Raw genomic sequence first — 17,938 nt, 5'->3', positions numbered from 1 at the left:
CATGCCGTTTTCCCGACTTAACTACCGTCATCTTTACTATTTCTGGATGGTTGCCAAGGAAGGGCACCTGACACGTGTCGCCGAGCAGCTGCATGTGTCCCAGTCAGCCCTGTCGTCCCAGATCCGCCAGCTTGAGGAGCAGATGGAACATGCCCTGTTCCTGCGTCAGGGCCGCAGCCTGCAGCTGACCGAAGTGGGACGTGTGGTGTTGGGATACGCCGACGGCATTTTTGCGCTCGGCACCGAGCTGGTGGCGGCGGTGGCCGCTGGAGGGGGGCAGAAAATACAGCGACTCAAGGTGGGAGGCGTGGCCAACGTATCGCGCAATTTTCAGGAGAATTTTTTGCGCCCCATCATGGGTATGGAAGATGTGCAGCTGGTGCTGGAGTCAGGCAGCCTGGATGAGTTGCTGCCACGCCTGGCAGTGCACAAGCTTGACCTCGTCTTGTCCAATCGCCCGGTGAGCGCAGACGCCGAACAGGCCTGGCAATGCCGCCGTGTTGCGCGCCAGCCAGTTTGTCTGGTGGGCAAGCCGCGCCCTGCGTCGCGTCCGTTTCGCTTTCCCGATGATTTGCCCGGCGTCAAGCTTTTGCTTCCCGGGCACAGCAGCGACATACGTACCGAGTTCGACATGCTTTGCGAACACCTTCAGGTCAAGGTCAACATATTTGCTGAAGTCGATGACATGGCGATGCTGCGTTTGCTCGCCCGCGATTCAGGCGGCGTGGCGCTGTTACCGGCCGTGGTCGTGCAGGACGAACTGCACAGCGGTGTGTTGCAGCAATATTGCGTGGTGCCGAAGGTTTATGAAAATTTTTATGCCATCAGCGTCGAGCGGCAATTTCAGTCGGCGGTACTGAAAAAATTGCTGACAAGCACTTCAGGCTAACCACTGGCTTGGCCGTCCGGCTGGCTTTCAGCGGCGCTGACGCAGCGCTTCGTAAAGGCACACGCCGCTGGCGACCGACACGTTCAGGCTTTCTACCGCACCGTGCATCGGAATGCGCACCAGTTCGTCACAGGTCTTGCGGGTCAACTGGCGCATGCCCTCGCCTTCCGCGCCCAGGATCAAGGCCACGGGGCCGGTCAGGTCCACGTCGTAAATCGTCTTTTCAGCGTCGTCGCTGGTGCCGATGCACCAGATGTTGCGTTCCTTCAATTCCCCCAGGGTGCGCGCCAGGTTGGTCACCATGAAATACGGCACGGTTTCGGCCGCGCCGCTGGCGACCTTGGACACGGTGGCATTGATGCCGGCGGCATGGTCCTTGGGTGCAATCACCGCCTGCGCACCCGCACCGTCAGCCACCCGCAGGCAGGCGCCCAGGTTGTGCGGATCGGTCACGCCGTCAAGTACCAGCAGCAAAGGCTGGGTGGTGCCGGCCGCCTCTAATTGCTCAAGCAATTCATCGAGCGAGGTAACCTGCGCAACCGCATCAACGCGAGCGACAACGCCTTGATGGCCGTGGCTGCCGCACATCTTGGCCAGGCGCAGGCCATCACACTCGACCATGCGAACGCCGGCTTCACGAACGCGGTCGGTGAACTGGCGCATGCGGGCATCGCGGCGCGAAACATCATAAAAAACCTCAAGAACCGACTTGGGCGCGGTCTTGAGGCGGACACCGACGGCATGGAAGCCGAAAAGAACTTTTTGGGGAGAAGAAGACATGCACCAATTATCGCTGCACAGATTTTGAAGGCTGCGCGCGGGCCTGGCGGGGGCAAGGCATCAACGCACTGCATGCTATTTTATGCATAGCACATATCGCATACCAGGTAAGCGCCAGAGGCCTTTTTACCTCAAGAAATAGCGATCTTCCCCGCTTCAATGGTGATGCGCCGCTCACAGCGCGCGGCAATCGCCGGGTCGTGCGTGACCAGCACCAGCGTGGTCCCGATTTCCTGGTTCAGCTCGAACATCAGTTCCATCACGGTTTCGCCGGTGGCAAAGTCCAGGCTGCCGGTCGGCTCGTCGGCCAGCAGCACGGCCGGCTTGACGACAAAAGCGCGTGCCAGCGCCACCCGCTGCTGCTCGCCGCCCGACAGCACCTTGGGATAATGGCCGAGCCGTTCGCCCAGGCCGACCCGCTTGAGCATGTCGGTTGCCAGCGCCCGGGCGTGCTTCATGCCGGACAGCTCCAGCGGCAGCATGACGTTTTCAAGCGCCGTCAGGTTGGCCATGAGCTGGAAGCTCTGGAACACGAAACCGACTTTTTGTGCCCGCAGGGCGGCGCGGTCGTCCTCGCTGATGGCAAAGATGTCCTGGCCGGCCAGGCGTACGGTGCCACTCGTGGGCGTGTCCAGCCCTGCAATGATCGTCAGCAGCGTGCTCTTGCCCGAGCCCGATGCACCGACAATGGCAGCGGTTTCGCGCGGATTCAATGAAAAGTCAATATCGCGCAAAATGGTCAAGGTGCCGGTCGAGTCGGTGACCGACTTGAAAACATGCTCAACGCAAACAATTGGAGAACTGGCAGGCTCCCCTGATTCAGGCAGCCTGGAAGCCACTTCACCCCTACCGGAAACTACAGGTTCAAACATGTCAACCTTTTTTGGAAACGTTAAATCGATTGCTGCCCACTGTAGCAAGCCTCGCCTGGCCACGCGAAACCATTGCGCTAAATCCTTGGGGACCCTGTTGATGAGCGCCGTGCTGGCGGTGCCGGCCTTTGCCCAGGCGCCGGCCGAGGCCAGACCGCAGCCCACCCTCCTCATCGTCGGCGACTCGTTGAGCGCTGAATATGGCCTGAAGCGCGGCACAGGCTGGGTGCCGTTGCTTGAAAAGCAGTTGGCGAGCGAAAACAAAAACGTCCGTGTGGTCAATGCCAGCATCAGCGGCGACACCACTTCGGGCGGGCGTTCGCGTTTGCCGGCTTTGCTGGCGCAGTACCAACCTGCCACCGTGGTGATCGAATTGGGCGGCAATGACGCGCTGCGCGGGCTGCCGCTGGACATGACCGCCAAGAACCTGAGCGCCATGACGCAGGCGTCCAAAAAATCCGGTGCCCGCGTGCTGCTGCTGGGCATGGAGGTGCCGCCCAACTATGGCAGCGCCTATGCCACCACCTTTTCAGGCCTATTCTCGAAAGTCGCCAAGGAAGAAAAAGTCGCACTCGTGCCGTTTTTCCTCAAGGGCATTGCCGATGGCGACAACGCCGCGGACAATTTCCAGGCCGACCGCATCCACCCCAACGCGTCATCGCAAGCCAGAATGCTGGCCAATGTCTGGCCAGAACTGAAGAAAATCATCCCGTGAGCCTTGACCGCATTTCTGCCGAAGACGCCCTGGCCCGATTGAGCCAGTTTTCCACCGTCATCGACGCCCGCTCCGAGGGTGAATATGCCGAAGACCACCTGCCAGGCGCTGTGAACTGGCCCAGCCTGCACGACGACGAGCGAAAGATCGTCGGCACCCAATACAAGCAGATCAGCCAGTTCGAGGCCAAGAAGCTGGGCGCGGCGCTGGTCGCCAAAAACATCGCCGAGCACATCCATAGCGAGGTGCTTGACAAGCCCCGTGAATGGCAGCCGCTGGTGTATTGCTGGCGCGGCGGCAAGCGCAGCGGTTCACTGGCGCTGATTCTGGACCAGATCGGCTTCAAGGTGACACTGGTTGACGGTGGCTACAAAGCCTTTCGTGCAGCGCTGGTAGCGGACCTCCCGCAACTTGCGGTGCAGCACCACTACCGCGTGGTGTGCGGCCCTACGGGTTCGGGCAAGACGCGGCTGCTGCAGGCGCTGGCAGCGCAGGGCGCGCAGGTGCTCGACCTGGAAGCGCTGGCCAACCACCGCAGTTCGGTGCTCGGCTTGATACCCGGGGTGGCCCAGCCCAGCCAGAAAGCCTATGACCGCCGCATCTGGACGGCGCTGCGCAGCTTCGATGCAGCGCGGCCGGTCTATATTGAAAGCGAGAGCAAAAAGGTTGGCAATGTGGCCGTGCCCGAAGGGCTGATTGCCGCCATGCGCGCCAGTCCCTGCCTGCAACTGAACCTGCCGGAGCCCGAGCGGGTAGCGCTGTTGCTAGAAGACTATGATTTTTTTGTCCGCGACATCGATTTCTTCTGCGACCGGCTCGACGCCTTGACAGAGGCACGCGGCAAGGCCACGGTTCTTGACTGGCAGGCGCGCGCGCGCGGTGGCGATGTGGCGTCAGTGGTGCTCGAATTGCTGATCAATCACTACGACCCGGGCTACCTGCAGTCGATGCAGCGCAATTTCATCCAATACAAAACAGCGCAATCTTTGGCGCCGCGCGACCACAGTGTTCAAGCCATGACCGAACTTGCCAGTTTGATGCTGGCCAAGGCGTAACGAAAAAACCCGGCATCACCAATGAGGATAGTGCCGGGTTGACCATCAACTTACTATCAAATCAATAGCTACTTGCGCATATTCACATTGCGCCAGATAGCTATTTTTTTGAATTTTTCGCTCAAGGAGGAGAGCCGGCAGGTGGTATGCCAATTTGCGCTTCGCTGATGTTGTCCTGATCCGGCGCGCCGTCACTGGACACATCGCCGTCTTCCGGCTTGCCTTCACCCTTGCGCTTGAGTTTGTCTTCTTTCTTGCGTTTTTTCGCCAGCTCCTTCTGACGCTTTTCATAGGAGTAATTAGGAGTTGCCACAGCTTGCTTTCGTGAATAGGTAACCCTTACTGTAATGCATTGCCATCTGGCGTTTCGTTAAGGCCGGCCAGCGCATGGGCCAAGTCGGCCTGCAAGTCCGCAACGGCTTCCAGGCCAACGGAAAAGCGCACCAGCCCGCCCGGGTAAGGCCAGGGGCGTACGACACGCAGTGCCGGCATGTCATACGGCACGCACAGGCTCATCGGCCCGGCCCAGCTGTAGCCGAGGCTGAAAAGTTGCAGGGTGTCGCAAAAACGGTCGATCTGCACAGTGGTGAATTCCGGCTTGAAGACAGCGCTGAACAGGCAAGCCGCGCCCTGGCAGTCGCGCTTCCATTCGGCATGGCCTGGCGAATCGGGCAAGGCCGGGTGCAGCACGGCGGCAATCTGCGGCTGGTCCCGCAACCAGGTGGCGAGCTGGCGCGTGGCGGCATCCTGCGCGGCATAGCGCAGGGCCATGCTGTTCAAGCCGCGCAGCACGAGTTCAGCATCATTGCCGCTAACGCCATAACCGACACGCATATGGCAAAAATGCACCAACTGGTGGAGTGCTTCGTTGTTCGTCACCACCGAACCCATCAACACATCGGCGCCGCCGCTCGGGTATTTGGTCAGGGCCTGTACCGAGATGTCTGCGCCCAGCGTGAAGGCATTGAACGCAAGACCTGCGCCCCAGGTGTTGTCGAGCGCCGTGATGGCGGACAGGGGATGCGCTGTACCGGATGCGTTGTGCGTCTTGACGGCGGCCACCAGCGCGGGAATGTCCGGAAACTCCAGCGTGATGGAGCCGGGGGCCTCCAGCCAGACCAGGCGGGTACGCGCATTCAGCCGTACGGCCAGATCAGCCGGATTCATGGCGTCGTAAAACTGGCAGCTGATGCCCCAAGACGCCAGTTCAGACTGCGCGAAGGCCTTGTTCGGGCCATAGGCATTGTCCGGTATCAGGACTTCGTCACCCGCCTTCAGCAGGGCCATGTCCACCAGCACCACGGAAGCCAAGCCGCTCGGAACCAGTGTGCAAAACCTGCCGCCCTCCAGCGTTGCGATGCGTTCTTCCAGCGTGAAAGTGGTCGGCGTTCCGTGCAGTCCGTAGGTGTAGCCGGTCTTGTGCTTCCAGTCACGGCGGCGCAAAGCAGCCACGCTGGGAAAGATGATCGTCGAGGCTTTGTAAACCGGAGGGGAAACCGACTCGAAGCCTGTCGGTGGCGTGTAGGGATGGTGGATCAGTGTGGTGGAGAGTTCGCTCATGCTCCAATAATAGCGACAAGCCCAAGTCGACGAAGAGCCCTCCCGACAACCGCACATAGGAATGCAGTGATAGCGGGGGCTCCGGCTTAATTTCAGCAGGGGCCACGGATCTGGCTTTGCCAGTCCGCAGGCGCAGTGGCACCCTCGGGGGGCAGGAAGCTACACGAAGTGAGCGACCGCGGGGGCAACTACACGCGCCATTTGTCTATCAATTGCAATGGCGAAAGCGCGTCGTAGCTTTCGAAGGGCTGGTGAATCCACGGGTTGGTTGACAGCGTCTCGACCGAATAGTCCGCCTGGAAGGTCGAAACACCCTTGGTCCAGATCACGGCACTGCGCAGTTCGGTGATCGGCTTGTAATTGTTGCGAAGCTGTTCAATCACCGCATTCAGGGTATGGCCCGAATCGGCCAGGTCATCGACCAGCAGCACCTTGCCGGCGATCTCGCCCTTGGGCGTGGTGATGTAGTGGGCAATGTCCAGCTTTCCCTGCACCGTGCCGGCATCGGCGCGGTAGGAACTGGTGGACATGATGGCCAGCGGTTTGTCAAAAATACGCGACAGGATGTCCCCAGGCCGCATGCCGCCCCTCGCCAGGCACAGGATGGTGTCGAACTGCCATCCAGACTGGTGGATCTTGATGGCCAGTTTTTCAATCAGGTTGTGGTATTCGTCATAGCTGACATAGAGATGCTTGCCGTCTTCGGTCAACATGAAATTGCTCCTGATTTAATAGCTGCAAGCGCTTATGGTTATTGCGCAAGCAGCCTGTTTGTCTAAAATTTAAAGTTTTAGAGGGCGTAGGGGTTGCGAAGCAAGATAGTGTGGTCGCGGTCCGGACTGGTCGAAATCATGTGAACCGGCACACCTGTGACTTCTTCGATCCGCTCAAGGTAGCGCTGAGCGGCAGGCGGCAGCTGATCGTATTGGGTCACGCCCACGCTGCTCTGGCTCCAGCCCGGCATGGATTCATAAATCGGCACACAGCGGGCAATGTCGTCGGCGCCCATAGGCAAAATGTCGGTGGTCAGGCCGTCAAGCTCGTAACCCGTACACAGCTTCAACTCGTCAAGGCCATCGAGCACGTCAAGTTTGGTGATACACAGGCCCGACAGGCCATTGACCTGGGCCGAGCGCTTGAGCAGCGCCGCATCAAACCAGCCACAGCGGCGGCTGCGCCCGGTGGTCACGCCTTTTTCGGCGCCCACGGTGCTCATGTGGTAGCCCGGCGTGCCTTCCACTTCCCAGTCGAGTTCGGTCGGAAACGGCCCGCCGCCCACGCGGGTGCAATAGGCCTTGGTGATGCCCAGGATGTAATGCAACATGCCCGGTCCGACGCCGGCACCGGCCGACGCATTGCCGGCAACACAGTTGCTGGAGGTCACATAGGGATAGGTGCCATGGTCCACGTCAAGCAGCGTGCCCTGCGCACCTTCAAACAGCAGATTGGCGCCGGCCTGGTGCGCGTCATTGAGTTCACGCGACACGTCGGCCATCATCGGCTTGAGCAGTTCGGCATGGCGCATCGCTTCGTCATACACCGTGTCGAAGTCAACCGCTGGCGCATTCAGATAGCCAGTTAACACAAAGTTGTGCAGGTCCAGCAGTTCGCGCAGCTTGGCGGCAAAGCGTTCGGGGTATTTCAGGTCCTGCACGCGCAGCGCGCGGCGGGCAATCTTGTCTTCATAAGCTGGCCCGATACCGCGGCCCGTCGTACCGATTTTCTCAATACCGCCTTTTTCGCGAAAAGCTTCACGGGCAATATCGATGGCCGCGTGGAAAGGCAGGATCAGCGGACAGGCTTCGCTGATGCGCAGGCGCGAACGCACCTCGACGCCGGCTTTTTCCAGCCCTTCGATTTCCTCGAAAAGCTTGGCCGCTGAAAGCACCACGCCATTGCCGATGTAGCACTTCACGCCGGGGCGCATGATGCCGCTCGGAATCAGGTGCAAAGCGGTCTTGACGCCATTAATGACCAGCGTATGGCCTGCATTGTGGCCGCCTTGGAAGCGCACAACGCCTTGCGACATTTCGGTCAGCCAGTCAACAAGCTTGCCCTTGCCTTCGTCACCCCACTGGGTACCCACGACCACGACATTGCGGCCGGGAGCTGCGCTTGGTTTGTTTGTCATCTTCAGTTCTCGTTAAGGATCAAATGGATAAATCCGCCGCCGGGCCAGTCCCTGCGCACGACATTTTTGCCGATGGTCGATGCGGCTCAGGCTCAGGCGCGGGCCTGGACCACCCAGCGGCCAGTGTTCAACACCAGCTCCCGGTCGCAGTCAAATTCATTGACTTCATTTTCATGGCCGGGCAGCACGCAAGTCACGGTTTCACCGCCGGCACGCAACCGGGCGATGGCAGCAACGAGCGTGACATCATTGCCCCAAGGCGCACAAATAGCCGTCTTCAAAGGGCGAGGCGGCAGCACACTGACCAGCTCTTTCAGATCAAGGCTGAAACCCGCAGCCGGTCGGTTGCGACCGAAGACCGCACCAACCTCGTCGTAACGGCCGCCGCGCGCCAGTTCGGCGCCTTGGCCATAAATGGCAAACCGTGTGCCCGTGTAATAAGCATAGCCCCGCAGGTCAGCCAAATCAAAGCTGACCCTGACGTCAGTCGCATGCGATGCTAGCCACTTTAAATTCTGTAGCGCTTCATGCACGCCAGGCATGGGCGGAAGGACTTTTTCAGCCTCAAGCAACACATGTTCGTCGCCGTACAGTTGCAATAATGCCAGCATGCCTTCGCGAGCTTCTGATGACAAGCTGCCGTTGAGTTCGCCCAACAGGATATTGAGTTCGCCTGCATCTTTGGCAGCCAGAGCGGCATGGATGCGTGCAAGCGTCAATGCATCCAGGCTGGATCCGGCCAGCAGACTGGAAACAATTCGCACGTCGGCCATGTCCAGCATCAAGTCGGTAACGCCAGAAGCTTTCAAGCAATTCAGGGCAAGCCGCTGGGCTTCCAGGTCTGCTTCCGGGCCGGCATGACCATAGATTTCAGCGCCGAATTGCAACGGCTCGCGGGTCGCATGTGGCCGGTCTGCACGCGTATGCAGAACCGGGCCGCAATAGCAAAGACGCGCCACGCCACTGCGGTTGAGCAGGTGCGCGTCGATGCGCGCAACCTGGGGGGTGGTGTCGGCACGCAACCCCAGAGTGCGACCCGAGAGCTGATCGACCAGCGTGAAGGTCTGCAGGCCCAAGGCTTCGCCAGTTCCAGTCAACAACGATTCCAGATGTTCCAGCAGCGGTGGAATGACGAGTTCGTAACCGTAGCTACAGGCGGCGTCCAGAAACAGACGGCGTAGCTCTTCGATGTGACGCGCCTCGGAAGGCAGGACATCGGCAATTTGATCAGGCAATTGCCAAGATGACGACCAAGCGGGCATTGTAGATTTTGTAAGCTGTTAAAAGCAGGATTTTACCGGCACGGGATGGATCGAAAACAGAAAAAGGGCAGACCGCCCTTTTTCTGTTGACCACCGCCTGTGGGTGAAGACAATCCAGATTGCCTGGATTCCCCAATATGAAGACTACTTAACGGGAATTAGCCCCTGAAGCGCCGCCAGTGTTCGGTCCCCGCATGGCCTTGAAAAAGTCCGAAGACGGGTCGACCACCATCACATCGCTTTTCTTGCTGAAACTGGCTTTGTATGCATCAAGGCTGCGATAAAACTGTGCAAACTGCGGATCCTGACCAAAGGCCTGGGCAAAAGTGCGAGCCGCCTCGGCGTCGCCTTCGCCCTTGACCTTCTGTGCATCACGATAGGCATTGGCAATGGTGACCTCACGTTGCCGGTCGGCATCTGCACGAATTTTTTCACCTTCTGCTGCGCCGGTCGATCGCAACTCGTTGGCCACCCGCTTGCGCTCGGCCTCCATGCGGCGGTAAACAGATTCGGTAATGGCTTCGACGTAATCGACGCGGGTAATCCGCACATCGATCACATCGATACCCCAAGGCTTGGCTCCCCGCACCACGCTCAGCACTTCTTTCTTGACGTCAGCCATCAGTGCTTCGCGCTTGAGTGAAAGCAGATCCTTGACAGTCCGCCGGTTGATTTCCTCTTGGAACGCATTACGAACCACGCGATTCAATTGGTTCGCACCTGCCCTTTCGTCCAGCCCGACATTACGGATGTATTCGGAAGGGTTGATGATGCGCCAGCGAACGTACCAGTCGATCACCACGCGCTGCTTTTCAAGTGTCAGCATGGGCTCGGAATCAGTGCTGTCCAAGGTCAGCAAACGCCTGTCGATGTACGAAACGTTTTGAAACGGAGGCGGAAGCTTGAAATTCAAGCCCGGCTCAAGAACGACTTCCTTGATTTGGCCAAGGGCATACACCACGCCGAACTGGCGCTGATCGACCACGAACAGCGTGGAACTGAGCAATGCCAGAAGCACCAGCAATGAAGAAACGACAAGTCCAACTCTATTCACTTTTGTTTTCCTTAGCGGGTTTCACGATCACGGGTGCGGGAAGTATCCCGGGCCCGAGAGTCCACAGGCACACTATTCATCGGTGCTTGCGCTGCAGGCACCGTGGACAGAGGCGTAGTTGCATCACTGGTTGTGCCTGCCCCACCCGTTCCGGTCATTTGCATGATTTTGTCAAGCGGCAGGTACAACAGGTTTGAGCCTGAACGTGACTCCACCAGGACCTTGGTCACATTGGTATAGACCTGCTGCATGGCATCGGTGTACATGCGGTCCCGGGTAACCTGCGGAGCCTTCTGGTATTCGGTCAGTACCGAACTAAAACGCTTGGAATCACCCTGGGCCTGCGCCACGATACGGGCTTTGTATGCATCAGCCTCCTCTTTCAATCGGGAGGCCGAACCCACGGCTCGAGGAACCACGTCGTTGGCATAGGCCTGGGCTTCGTTCTTTGCGCGCTCGCGCTCCTGTCCAGCTTTCAGCACATCATCGAAAGCGGCCTGAACCTGCTCGGGAGGACGGACACCACTTTGCTGCAAGTTAATGGCAACCACCTCGACACCAACCTTGTAACGGTCCAGGATCGTTTGCATAAGCTCCCGAACACGTGGGGCAATCTGGTCACGCTCTTCTGCCAGCGCCATGTCCATTTTCATCTTGCCGACGACTTCGCGTACAGCAGTTTCTGCAGCCTGAACGACTGCAGCTGCAGGATCTTTGCTTTCAAACAAATAAGCCCGCGCATCGTTCAGACGATACTGCACCGCAAACTTGATTTCGACGATATTTTCGTCTTCCGTCAACATCGCTGAATCACGCAACCCCGTTGCCTTGATTATGGTGTCACGTCCCACATCGACAGAGCGAATCTGGGTAACCACCACAATCTCATGACGCTGTATCGGATAAGGCAGACGCCAGTTAAAGCCTGCGCCAACCGTAGATTGGTATTTGCCAAACTGGGTGATAACTGCTTGTTGACCTTCCTGCACAATGAAAAAGCCGGTGCCCAGCCATATCAATGCCACCACGCCAGCAATCAGGCCCACGCCAATGCCTGCATTCTTCATGTCAGGCTGAAAACCGCCGCCGCCTTTGTTTCCGCCACCGCCAAATCCGTCACGGTTGCCGCCGTTCTTTGCGCCGCCAAACAAATTACCCAGTTTTCTATTGAAATCACGCCACAACTCGTCAAGGTCAGGCGGCCCCTGATTAGAGCCTTGCGGACGATTGGGTGGCTTGGGGGGTTGACGGTCTTCGCGCGGTGACTCGGGCTTGGAGCCATCCGACGACGACTTGTCTTCATCCCGGCCCCACCGCGGATCATTCAAATTGAATATTCCTTGGGCGCGTTGTCTAAGCCGACCCGGAAAGTTTGTCAGCGTTTGCAGCACGGGATTCAAATTCATGGAAGAAAACTCACTTTTTTGTTACACCTACATTGTGCCTAATGATATTGCCCGGCAGGGCAATATCATTGAGGTGTTTGGGGGCTATTGCCAGGCTCGGCGCGTGAACCTTGGACCGCCAGCGATTCGCGCAGAAGATTCAAGTTTTCACCGCTTTTGGCACTTACGAATACGCGCTCGACACTCCGGCTGGCGCCTTCAAATGCGTCCCTGAGATCAAACTTATCTTGAAGATGCAGGGGGTGATTGCTTTTTTCAATAGCGTCGAGCTTGTTGAACACAAGTATTTGCGGCACATCCGCAGCACCGATCTCGAAAAGTACGCGCTGTACTTGCTCTATTTGCTCAAGGTATTCAGGATTGGAAGCATCGACGACATGAAGCAGTAAATCCGCATCGACCGCTTCCTTTAATGTTGCTGCAAACGCATCAATAAGCCCATGCGGCAAGTCGCGAATGAAGCCTACGGTATCTGACAGCGATGCGAAACGACCCGCTTCGCCAAGATACAGCTGTCGCGTGGTGGTATCAAGCGTTGCGAAGAGCTGATCGGCGGTGTACGACTGGGCTTTTACCAAAGCATTGAAAAGGGTGGATTTTCCTGCATTCGTGTATCCCACCAGGGAAACTGAAAAAGAATTTCGCCGTTCACGCTGTTTTCGCTGCGTCTGGCGTTGCTTCTTGACCTTGGTCAAACGTTCCTTGGTTCGCTTGATAGCTTCGCCAATCATGCGCTTGTCCAGTTCGATTTGCTTTTCACCGGGACCACCTCGCACTCCTGCGCCGCCAGTCTGACGCTCGAGATGCGACCAACGGCGTACGAGTCGGGTTGAAACATACTGCAGACGCGCCAGTTCTACCTGAAGCTTGCCTTCATGGCTGCGGGCGCGTTGAGCGAAAATTTCAAGAATTAACAGGGTTCGATCATTGACGGGCATTTCCAGATGCCGTTCGAGATTGCGTTGCTGAGCCGGGCTGAGTGACTGGTCAAAAAGGACTTCAGTGGCGCCTGTCTCCAGTGCCAACATCTTGATTTCATCGGCTTTGCCCGAACCGACAAAAAGTGCCGCATCTGGCGCCCTGCGTTTGCAAGTGATGCGTGCCACAGGCTCCAAACCTGCGGTTTGCGCCAGCAGACCAAGCTCGAGCAAATCGGTATCAAAGTTGGGTAGACCCAGGTCAACCCCCACCAGAAGGGCGAGTGTTTGTATTTTCACCGAGGCTTCGTGGGTTCTCAGGATGTCGGAGTTTCTTCGGATTCAGCCGCTGAAAAGTTGACGGCTCGGCCTGGGACGATGGTTGAAATTGCATGCTTGTAAACCATCTGTGTGACGGTGTTGCGAAGCAAGACGACATATTGATCGAACGATTCAATCTGACCTTGAAGCTTGATGCCGTTGACCAAATAGATCGATACAGGAACATGCTCGCGACGCAAGGTGTTGAGAAATGGGTCCTGCAAAAGCTGGCCTTTATTATTGCTCACGATATTTTCCGTGTTCAAGAGTTAGTAAGAGTTTGACCATACCACAGCGGTTTACGTGGCCTTGTAATATTAGGTCTATTCCTTGTCCGTGAAAGGATTGTGCTGGCTTTTGAGCTGAATACGCAAAGGCGTTCCGACCAAATCAAACTCTTTGCGAATGCGGCCCTCAAGATAGCGCTTGTAAGATTCGGTCACATGCTCCAGCGAATTGCCGTGAACGATCACGATGGGCGGGTTCATGCCACCTTGGTGGGCGTAGCGCAACTTGGGACGAAAAACGCCTGAACGCTGGGGTTGCTGAAACTGCACAGCCTCCATCAGCAAACGGGTCAAGACTGGTGTGGACATCTTGCGATTCGCTGAAGCATGCGCTTGAATGATGGATTTCCAGACAGGTCCCAGTCCCTGCCGCTTGATGGCCGAAATATGATGGATGGATGCGAACTTCAGAAAACCAAGCCGCGTTTCAATCGAGCGCTGCAGCAATTCGCGCTGGTAGGCATCCACCGCATCCCATTTATTCACAGCCAGCACCACCGCCCGACCGCTTTCAAGGATATAACCCGCAATGTGTGCATCCTGGTCCGTCACGCCTTGAGTAGCATCAAGCAGCAGCAACACGACATTGGCGTTTTCAATCGCCTGCAGTGTCTTGACAACGGAAAATTTCTCGATTGCCTCGAAAACTTTGCCTTTACGACGAAGCCCTGCAGTGTCGATAAGCTCGAACCGCTGGCCTGCATGCTCGAAAGGCACTGAAATAGCATCGCGGGTGGTACCGGGCAAGTCAAATGCCACCAGCCGCTCTTCTCCAAGCCAGGTGTTGATCAAGGTTGATTTGCCGACATTGGGCCGGCCTGCCACTGCCAACTTGATGACCGCAGGGTCTTCCTGTTCAATTGATTCCGACGGATCGGGCAGGTTGAGAGGCGCCAGCGCCAGGTCAACCAGCATTCGCATGCCTTGCCCGTGTGATGCAGACACTGCCAGCATTTCGCCAAGCCCCAGTTCGAAGAACTCTGAAACCTGCGTGCCTTCGGGCAAGCCCTCGGCCTTGTTGGCTGCCAGCACGGTTGGCTTTCCAAGCTTTCGCAGGTATTTGGCGATGTCATAGTCTTGGGCACTGATGCCGGCACGGGCATCGACCACGAAAATCACCACATCGGACTCGGCTACAGCCTGGCGAGTCTGCCTGGCCATTTCCTTGTAGATGCCGGTGACGGCATCTGGCTCGAAGCCTCCGGTGTCAATGACGATGTACTCATGGGGACCCAGTTTCCCGTTACCGTAATGGCGATCACGCGTCAGACCGGCATAGTCGGCCACGATCGCATCCCGCGTCTTGGTCAACCGGTTAAAAAGGGTTGACTTGCCAACATTCGGGCGGCCAACTAGGGCAATGACAGGTTTCATCAAAATGAGTAGATCAGTTTCTGGCGCAGATGCCGTTATTCGGGCTGAAAGCCGTAAATGCCACCGTTGCGGGTGACGGCAACCAAGGTATTGCCTGCCAGCACCGGGGAAGCGGAAATGGGCGATCCATCGGTGCCAATGCGGTTGAGAAGAGAGCCGTCTTCACGCGACAGCAGGTGGATGAAGCCAGCGGCATCGCCAATCACTACAGAGCGGCCAGCGAGAAACGGTGCAGTCAACCCCCGGTAGCGCAGGCGCTCCGTGGACCAGACACGTTCGCCGTCACTGCGCTTCCAAGCCAGTACGGTTCCATCAGCTTCGGTGCCAAACAGCAGCCGGTCATCGCCATTGATACCTTGTACGCCATTGGCAGGACGGGTCCATAGCAGATTGCCACGGGTGGTATTCACACAGCCGATGCTGGACTGGAACGCCCGTACACAGACGTTGTCACCGACCCGGCTGACGCTGCCGACCAAGTCAACAAGCCGCTCAATGTCATTGATACCCCGTGGTGTGGCGACGGGGGCCTCCCACTGAATGCCGCCAGTCGACGGGTTCATTCCTACCAGTCGACCGGCCAGACCAACCACCAGCGTGTCCCCAACGGCCAGCAGCACGCCGGACTGGCGCAGTACCAGTGGTTCACTTGAACGTTGCTGTGTCCACAGCTTTCTGCCGGTCTGCCCGTCAAAGGCATTGACCGAACGATCAGCCGCCAGAACAAACACGCGCTCACCTGCCACGAACGGGGCGGTGAACGCCTGGGCAGTGAGCTTTTGACGCCACAACTCGCGTCCAGCCTGCATGGCAATGACTTCGTTGTCTTTGGTGATGACGGCAAGCACCTTGCCATCGCTTCCAACGCCAGCGGCAATCGGCGTCTTCAATGCCAGGCGCCAGACCTCGCGGCCGGTCTGGGCATCAAAAAGGGCAACCGTTCCGTCATCGCTGGCAACAGCCACACCACTACCGGCAACACCGACATCAAGCGGAAAATTAACCGGACCAATGCGCTGGGTCCAGCTTTGACGCACGGAAACCAGCGCCGTCACCGGTTGAAGCTCCGTGGGTTGGGGCTTTTTAACACCCCCGAAACAACCCGTCAGAAGCGCTACGCTAATAATAGCTATAGGTGCACGCCCGGCAAGCGCCAATGACCAAAAAGACTGAATTTTCATTTGTTTGCTCCTGCATTTTCAGCAGTCGACAGCTTGACCTGGCCAGCGGTGGGATCAACACCCAGCGCATTGAGCTTGACCTCGACTAGGCGACGGTATTCGGTACGCTCGTCAAAAGCCTTCCAGGCCTTTTCGTATTCGGCTCTGGCTTCGGCTTTTTTGCCTTGTACCATCAGGATGTCTGCACGCCGGTCAGCCACCAGCGCTTCGAAGTTTTTCGGAAAAGCAGCGGAAAGCTGCTGAAAGGCTTCTTCATACGATTTCTTTTCAAGCAGCAGTCCGGCGAGCCGAAGTCTGGCAACTGCCTGGTAGCCAGGATCGGATGCCTTGTCGGCCACCCAGACCAGCGCTGCACGGGCTGCATCGGCATTGCCTTTGTCGTGATGCGCCTTGGCGACCAGAAGGCCGGCCTGCTGGGCATATGTGGTGCTGGCGAAACGGTCTTTCATGTCAGCCAGCGCACGGTCAATTCGTTCGGTGTCACCCGACACGATGGCGCGTTCAATCTCGTCGAACATCACCGAGGCCTTAGCCGCCTGGCTGCGCTGCCAATACTGGTATCCGTTCCAGGATGCAAATGCGCCTAAAACGACAATCAGCACCCAGGTGATCAGATTGCCGTACTGCTTCCAGAAATGCTTGATCTCGTCAAGCTGTTCCTGTTCTTCCAAATCAAGGTGCTTTGCCATAAATTTCCGGGAGTTTTTAGCCAATACTGACAGGCTAAATTGAAAAAGGATTGTAGAGCGCTGAACTGCTGCTCAAATCGCGGAGCCGGTGAGCAGCATGTCTGCCCATGCATCTATGTCATCCAGCGTTTGAAGCGACTGGCCATCGGCCAACCCGTCTTTATCGCCGCGGAGCGGTTTGACCGCTACACGGCCTTCGGCAAGTTCGGTCGCGCCAAAAATCAGTGCAAATCGTGCGCCACTTGCATCGGCGCGCTTGAACTGCGACTTCATGCTGCCCATGCCGCCCGAGGTCGCGCTGGCGTGCATCTGTACGCTGACTCCGGCACTTCGCAGAGCCTGCAGGGTTTTCATCACGATCGGGAGAGCCGAGATTTCAGGAACCACCGCATAAACGTCGGGCACCGGAAGTTCGCCGAAAGCACCCTCTTCCTTGATGAGTTCGAGCACACGCTCGACACCCAGCGCCCAGCCGACGGCAGGCGCCGGTTTGCCACCCATCTGCGCGATCAGGTCGTCGTAACGGCCGCCTGCGCAAATGGTGCCCTGCGCGCCCAGCCGGTCGGTGACGAATTCAAAGACGGTCAGGTTGTAATAGTCCAGCCCGCGCACCAGCCGGTGATTGACGGTCCAGGCAATCCCGTTGGCGTCCAGAATAGCCTTGAGACCGTCAAAATGCGCCAGCGACTGCGCGCCGAGAAAATCTATCAGGCGCGGAGCGCTTTCCACCACCGACTTCATTGCCGGATTCTTGGTGTCAAGAATTCGCAGAGGATTGCTATGCAGGCGCCTTTTCGCCTCTTCGTCGAGCAAGTCCGCGTGTTGTTCAAAGTGCGCGATCAGTTGCGTGCGGTGTTGAGCGCGCTCGTCGGGCTGGCCTAGGCTGTTGATTTCCAGACGCCAGTCACTCAGGCCCAGTTCCTTCCAGAGCGCTGCAGCCAGCAGGATCAGTTCGGCATCCACTTCCGGGCCTGCAAACCCCAGCGCTTCAGCACCGATCTGGTGAAACTGGCGGTAGCGACCGCGTTGCGGCCGCTCGCGGCGAAACATCGGCCCCATGTAGTAGAGCCGCTTGCCACCGTCGTACAGCAAGTTGTGCTCTGTCACGGCACGCACCACGCTGGCGGTATTTTCCGGACGCATCGTCAGGTGGTCGTGGTCGCCATGCTTGTCCGAGCGATCTTCAAAGGAATACATTTCCTTTTCGACAATGTCAGTGACTTCGCCAATGCCGCGCACGAAGAGCTGGGTGTGCTCCAGAATCGGCGTGCGGATGTTGCGGTAGGCATAACGCGCCATCAGGTCACGAACCTTGCCCTCCAGCCACTCCCAGCGCGCCGAGTCCGGTGGCAGGATATCGTTCATGCCCTTGACGGCGGCAAGTTTCTCGATTTTGATCGGCAAGGTTTTTTCTGCCGGATCGGCATTCAATTTTTCAGGCATGT

Annotated in this window: 18 protein-coding genes; 3 read left to right on the top strand and 15 right to left on the bottom strand. The window is 57.8% G+C overall.

Features of this window, described 5'->3' with window-relative positions; all coding sequences use genetic code 11:
- Position 1 precedes the first annotated feature (1 nt).
- The gene (locus IWX87_RS14220) at positions 2-889 is read left to right on the top strand and encodes a LysR family transcriptional regulator (RefSeq protein WP_196864189.1); all 888 of its coding nucleotides are present in this window, start codon (positions 2-4) and stop codon (positions 887-889) included.
- A 27-nt stretch (positions 890-916) separates the two neighbouring features.
- On the opposite strand, the gene rlmB is transcribed toward IWX87_RS14220, so the two are convergent.
- Positions 917-1,669, bottom strand: a complete 753-nt coding sequence (rlmB, locus tag IWX87_RS14215) for a 23S rRNA (guanosine(2251)-2'-O)-methyltransferase RlmB (protein ID WP_196864188.1) — start codon at positions 1,667-1,669, stop codon at positions 917-919.
- Between the two features lie 131 nt (positions 1,670-1,800).
- Positions 1,801-2,541 (bottom strand): ABC transporter ATP-binding protein, encoded by a 741-nt coding sequence (locus IWX87_RS14210; RefSeq protein ID WP_196864187.1) that lies wholly within the window; start codon positions 2,539-2,541, stop codon positions 1,801-1,803.
- 100 nt (positions 2,542-2,641) lie between these two features.
- Between IWX87_RS14210 and IWX87_RS14205 the strand changes: the two genes are divergently transcribed.
- Together IWX87_RS14205 and mnmH are read left to right on the top strand one after the other, a co-directional pair.
- A complete protein-coding gene (locus IWX87_RS14205) occupies positions 2,642-3,256 on the top strand; it encodes an arylesterase (protein ID WP_196864186.1) in 615 nt (204 codons plus the stop codon).
- Positions 3,253-4,311 (top strand): tRNA 2-selenouridine(34) synthase MnmH, encoded by a 1,059-nt coding sequence (gene mnmH / locus IWX87_RS14200; RefSeq protein ID WP_196864185.1) that lies wholly within the window; start codon positions 3,253-3,255, stop codon positions 4,309-4,311. Before IWX87_RS14205 ends, mnmH begins: the two co-directional genes overlap by 4 nt.
- Positions 4,312-4,432: 121 nt before the next feature.
- On the opposite strand, the gene IWX87_RS14195 is transcribed toward mnmH, so the two are convergent.
- From IWX87_RS14195 to hisS, 13 genes are all read right to left on the bottom strand, one after another.
- The gene (locus tag IWX87_RS14195; protein ID WP_196864184.1) at positions 4,433-4,624 is read right to left on the bottom strand and encodes a hypothetical protein; all 192 of its coding nucleotides are present in this window, start codon (positions 4,622-4,624) and stop codon (positions 4,433-4,435) included.
- A 26-nt stretch (positions 4,625-4,650) separates the two neighbouring features.
- On the bottom strand, positions 4,651-5,871 hold the full coding sequence (locus IWX87_RS14190; protein WP_196864183.1) for a PLP-dependent transferase: 1,221 nt from the start codon (positions 5,869-5,871) through the stop codon (positions 4,651-4,653).
- Between the two features lie 188 nt (positions 5,872-6,059).
- Positions 6,060-6,584, bottom strand: coding sequence for a phosphoribosyltransferase (locus IWX87_RS14185; RefSeq protein ID WP_196864182.1), 525 nt, complete (start codon positions 6,582-6,584; stop codon positions 6,060-6,062).
- A gap of 77 nt (positions 6,585-6,661) precedes the next feature.
- Positions 6,662-8,002 (bottom strand): adenylosuccinate synthase, encoded by a 1,341-nt coding sequence (locus tag IWX87_RS14180; RefSeq protein ID WP_196864181.1) that lies wholly within the window; start codon positions 8,000-8,002, stop codon positions 6,662-6,664.
- 92 nt (positions 8,003-8,094) lie between these two features.
- Positions 8,095-9,264: an ATP phosphoribosyltransferase regulatory subunit gene (locus IWX87_RS14175; protein ID WP_196864180.1), complete on the bottom strand. Its 1,170-nt coding sequence runs from the start codon at positions 9,262-9,264 to the stop codon at positions 8,095-8,097.
- Between the two features lie 148 nt (positions 9,265-9,412).
- Positions 9,413-10,318, bottom strand: coding sequence for a protease modulator HflC (gene hflC / locus IWX87_RS14170; protein ID WP_196864179.1), 906 nt, complete (start codon positions 10,316-10,318; stop codon positions 9,413-9,415).
- A gap of 11 nt (positions 10,319-10,329) precedes the next feature.
- On the bottom strand, positions 10,330-11,724 hold the full coding sequence (hflK, locus tag IWX87_RS14165) for an FtsH protease activity modulator HflK (protein WP_196864178.1): 1,395 nt from the start codon (positions 11,722-11,724) through the stop codon (positions 10,330-10,332).
- A 65-nt stretch (positions 11,725-11,789) separates the two neighbouring features.
- The gene (gene hflX, locus IWX87_RS14160; RefSeq protein WP_196864177.1) at positions 11,790-12,941 is read right to left on the bottom strand and encodes a GTPase HflX; all 1,152 of its coding nucleotides are present in this window, start codon (positions 12,939-12,941) and stop codon (positions 11,790-11,792) included.
- A gap of 17 nt (positions 12,942-12,958) precedes the next feature.
- A complete protein-coding gene (gene hfq, locus IWX87_RS14155) occupies positions 12,959-13,228 on the bottom strand; it encodes an RNA chaperone Hfq (protein WP_196864176.1) in 270 nt (89 codons plus the stop codon).
- A gap of 57 nt (positions 13,229-13,285) precedes the next feature.
- Positions 13,286-14,623, bottom strand: coding sequence for a ribosome biogenesis GTPase Der (der, locus tag IWX87_RS14150; protein ID WP_196864175.1), 1,338 nt, complete (start codon positions 14,621-14,623; stop codon positions 13,286-13,288).
- Between the two features lie 35 nt (positions 14,624-14,658).
- Positions 14,659-15,804 (bottom strand): outer membrane protein assembly factor BamB, encoded by a 1,146-nt coding sequence (gene bamB, locus IWX87_RS14145; RefSeq protein ID WP_196864174.1) that lies wholly within the window; start codon positions 15,802-15,804, stop codon positions 14,659-14,661.
- A complete protein-coding gene (locus tag IWX87_RS14140; RefSeq protein WP_196864173.1) occupies positions 15,801-16,493 on the bottom strand; it encodes a tetratricopeptide repeat protein in 693 nt (230 codons plus the stop codon). Before IWX87_RS14140 ends, bamB begins: the two co-directional genes overlap by 4 nt.
- Positions 16,494-16,565: 72 nt before the next feature.
- Positions 16,566-17,936: a histidine--tRNA ligase gene (gene hisS / locus IWX87_RS14135; protein WP_196864172.1), complete on the bottom strand. Its 1,371-nt coding sequence runs from the start codon at positions 17,934-17,936 to the stop codon at positions 16,566-16,568.
- Positions 17,937-17,938 lie beyond the last annotated feature (2 nt).

Source organism: Polaromonas sp. CG_9.7 (assembly GCF_015752205.1).
Taxonomy (GTDB): domain Bacteria; phylum Pseudomonadota; class Gammaproteobacteria; order Burkholderiales; family Burkholderiaceae_C; genus Polaromonas.
This window is presented reverse-complemented; position numbering and strand designations above follow the sequence as displayed.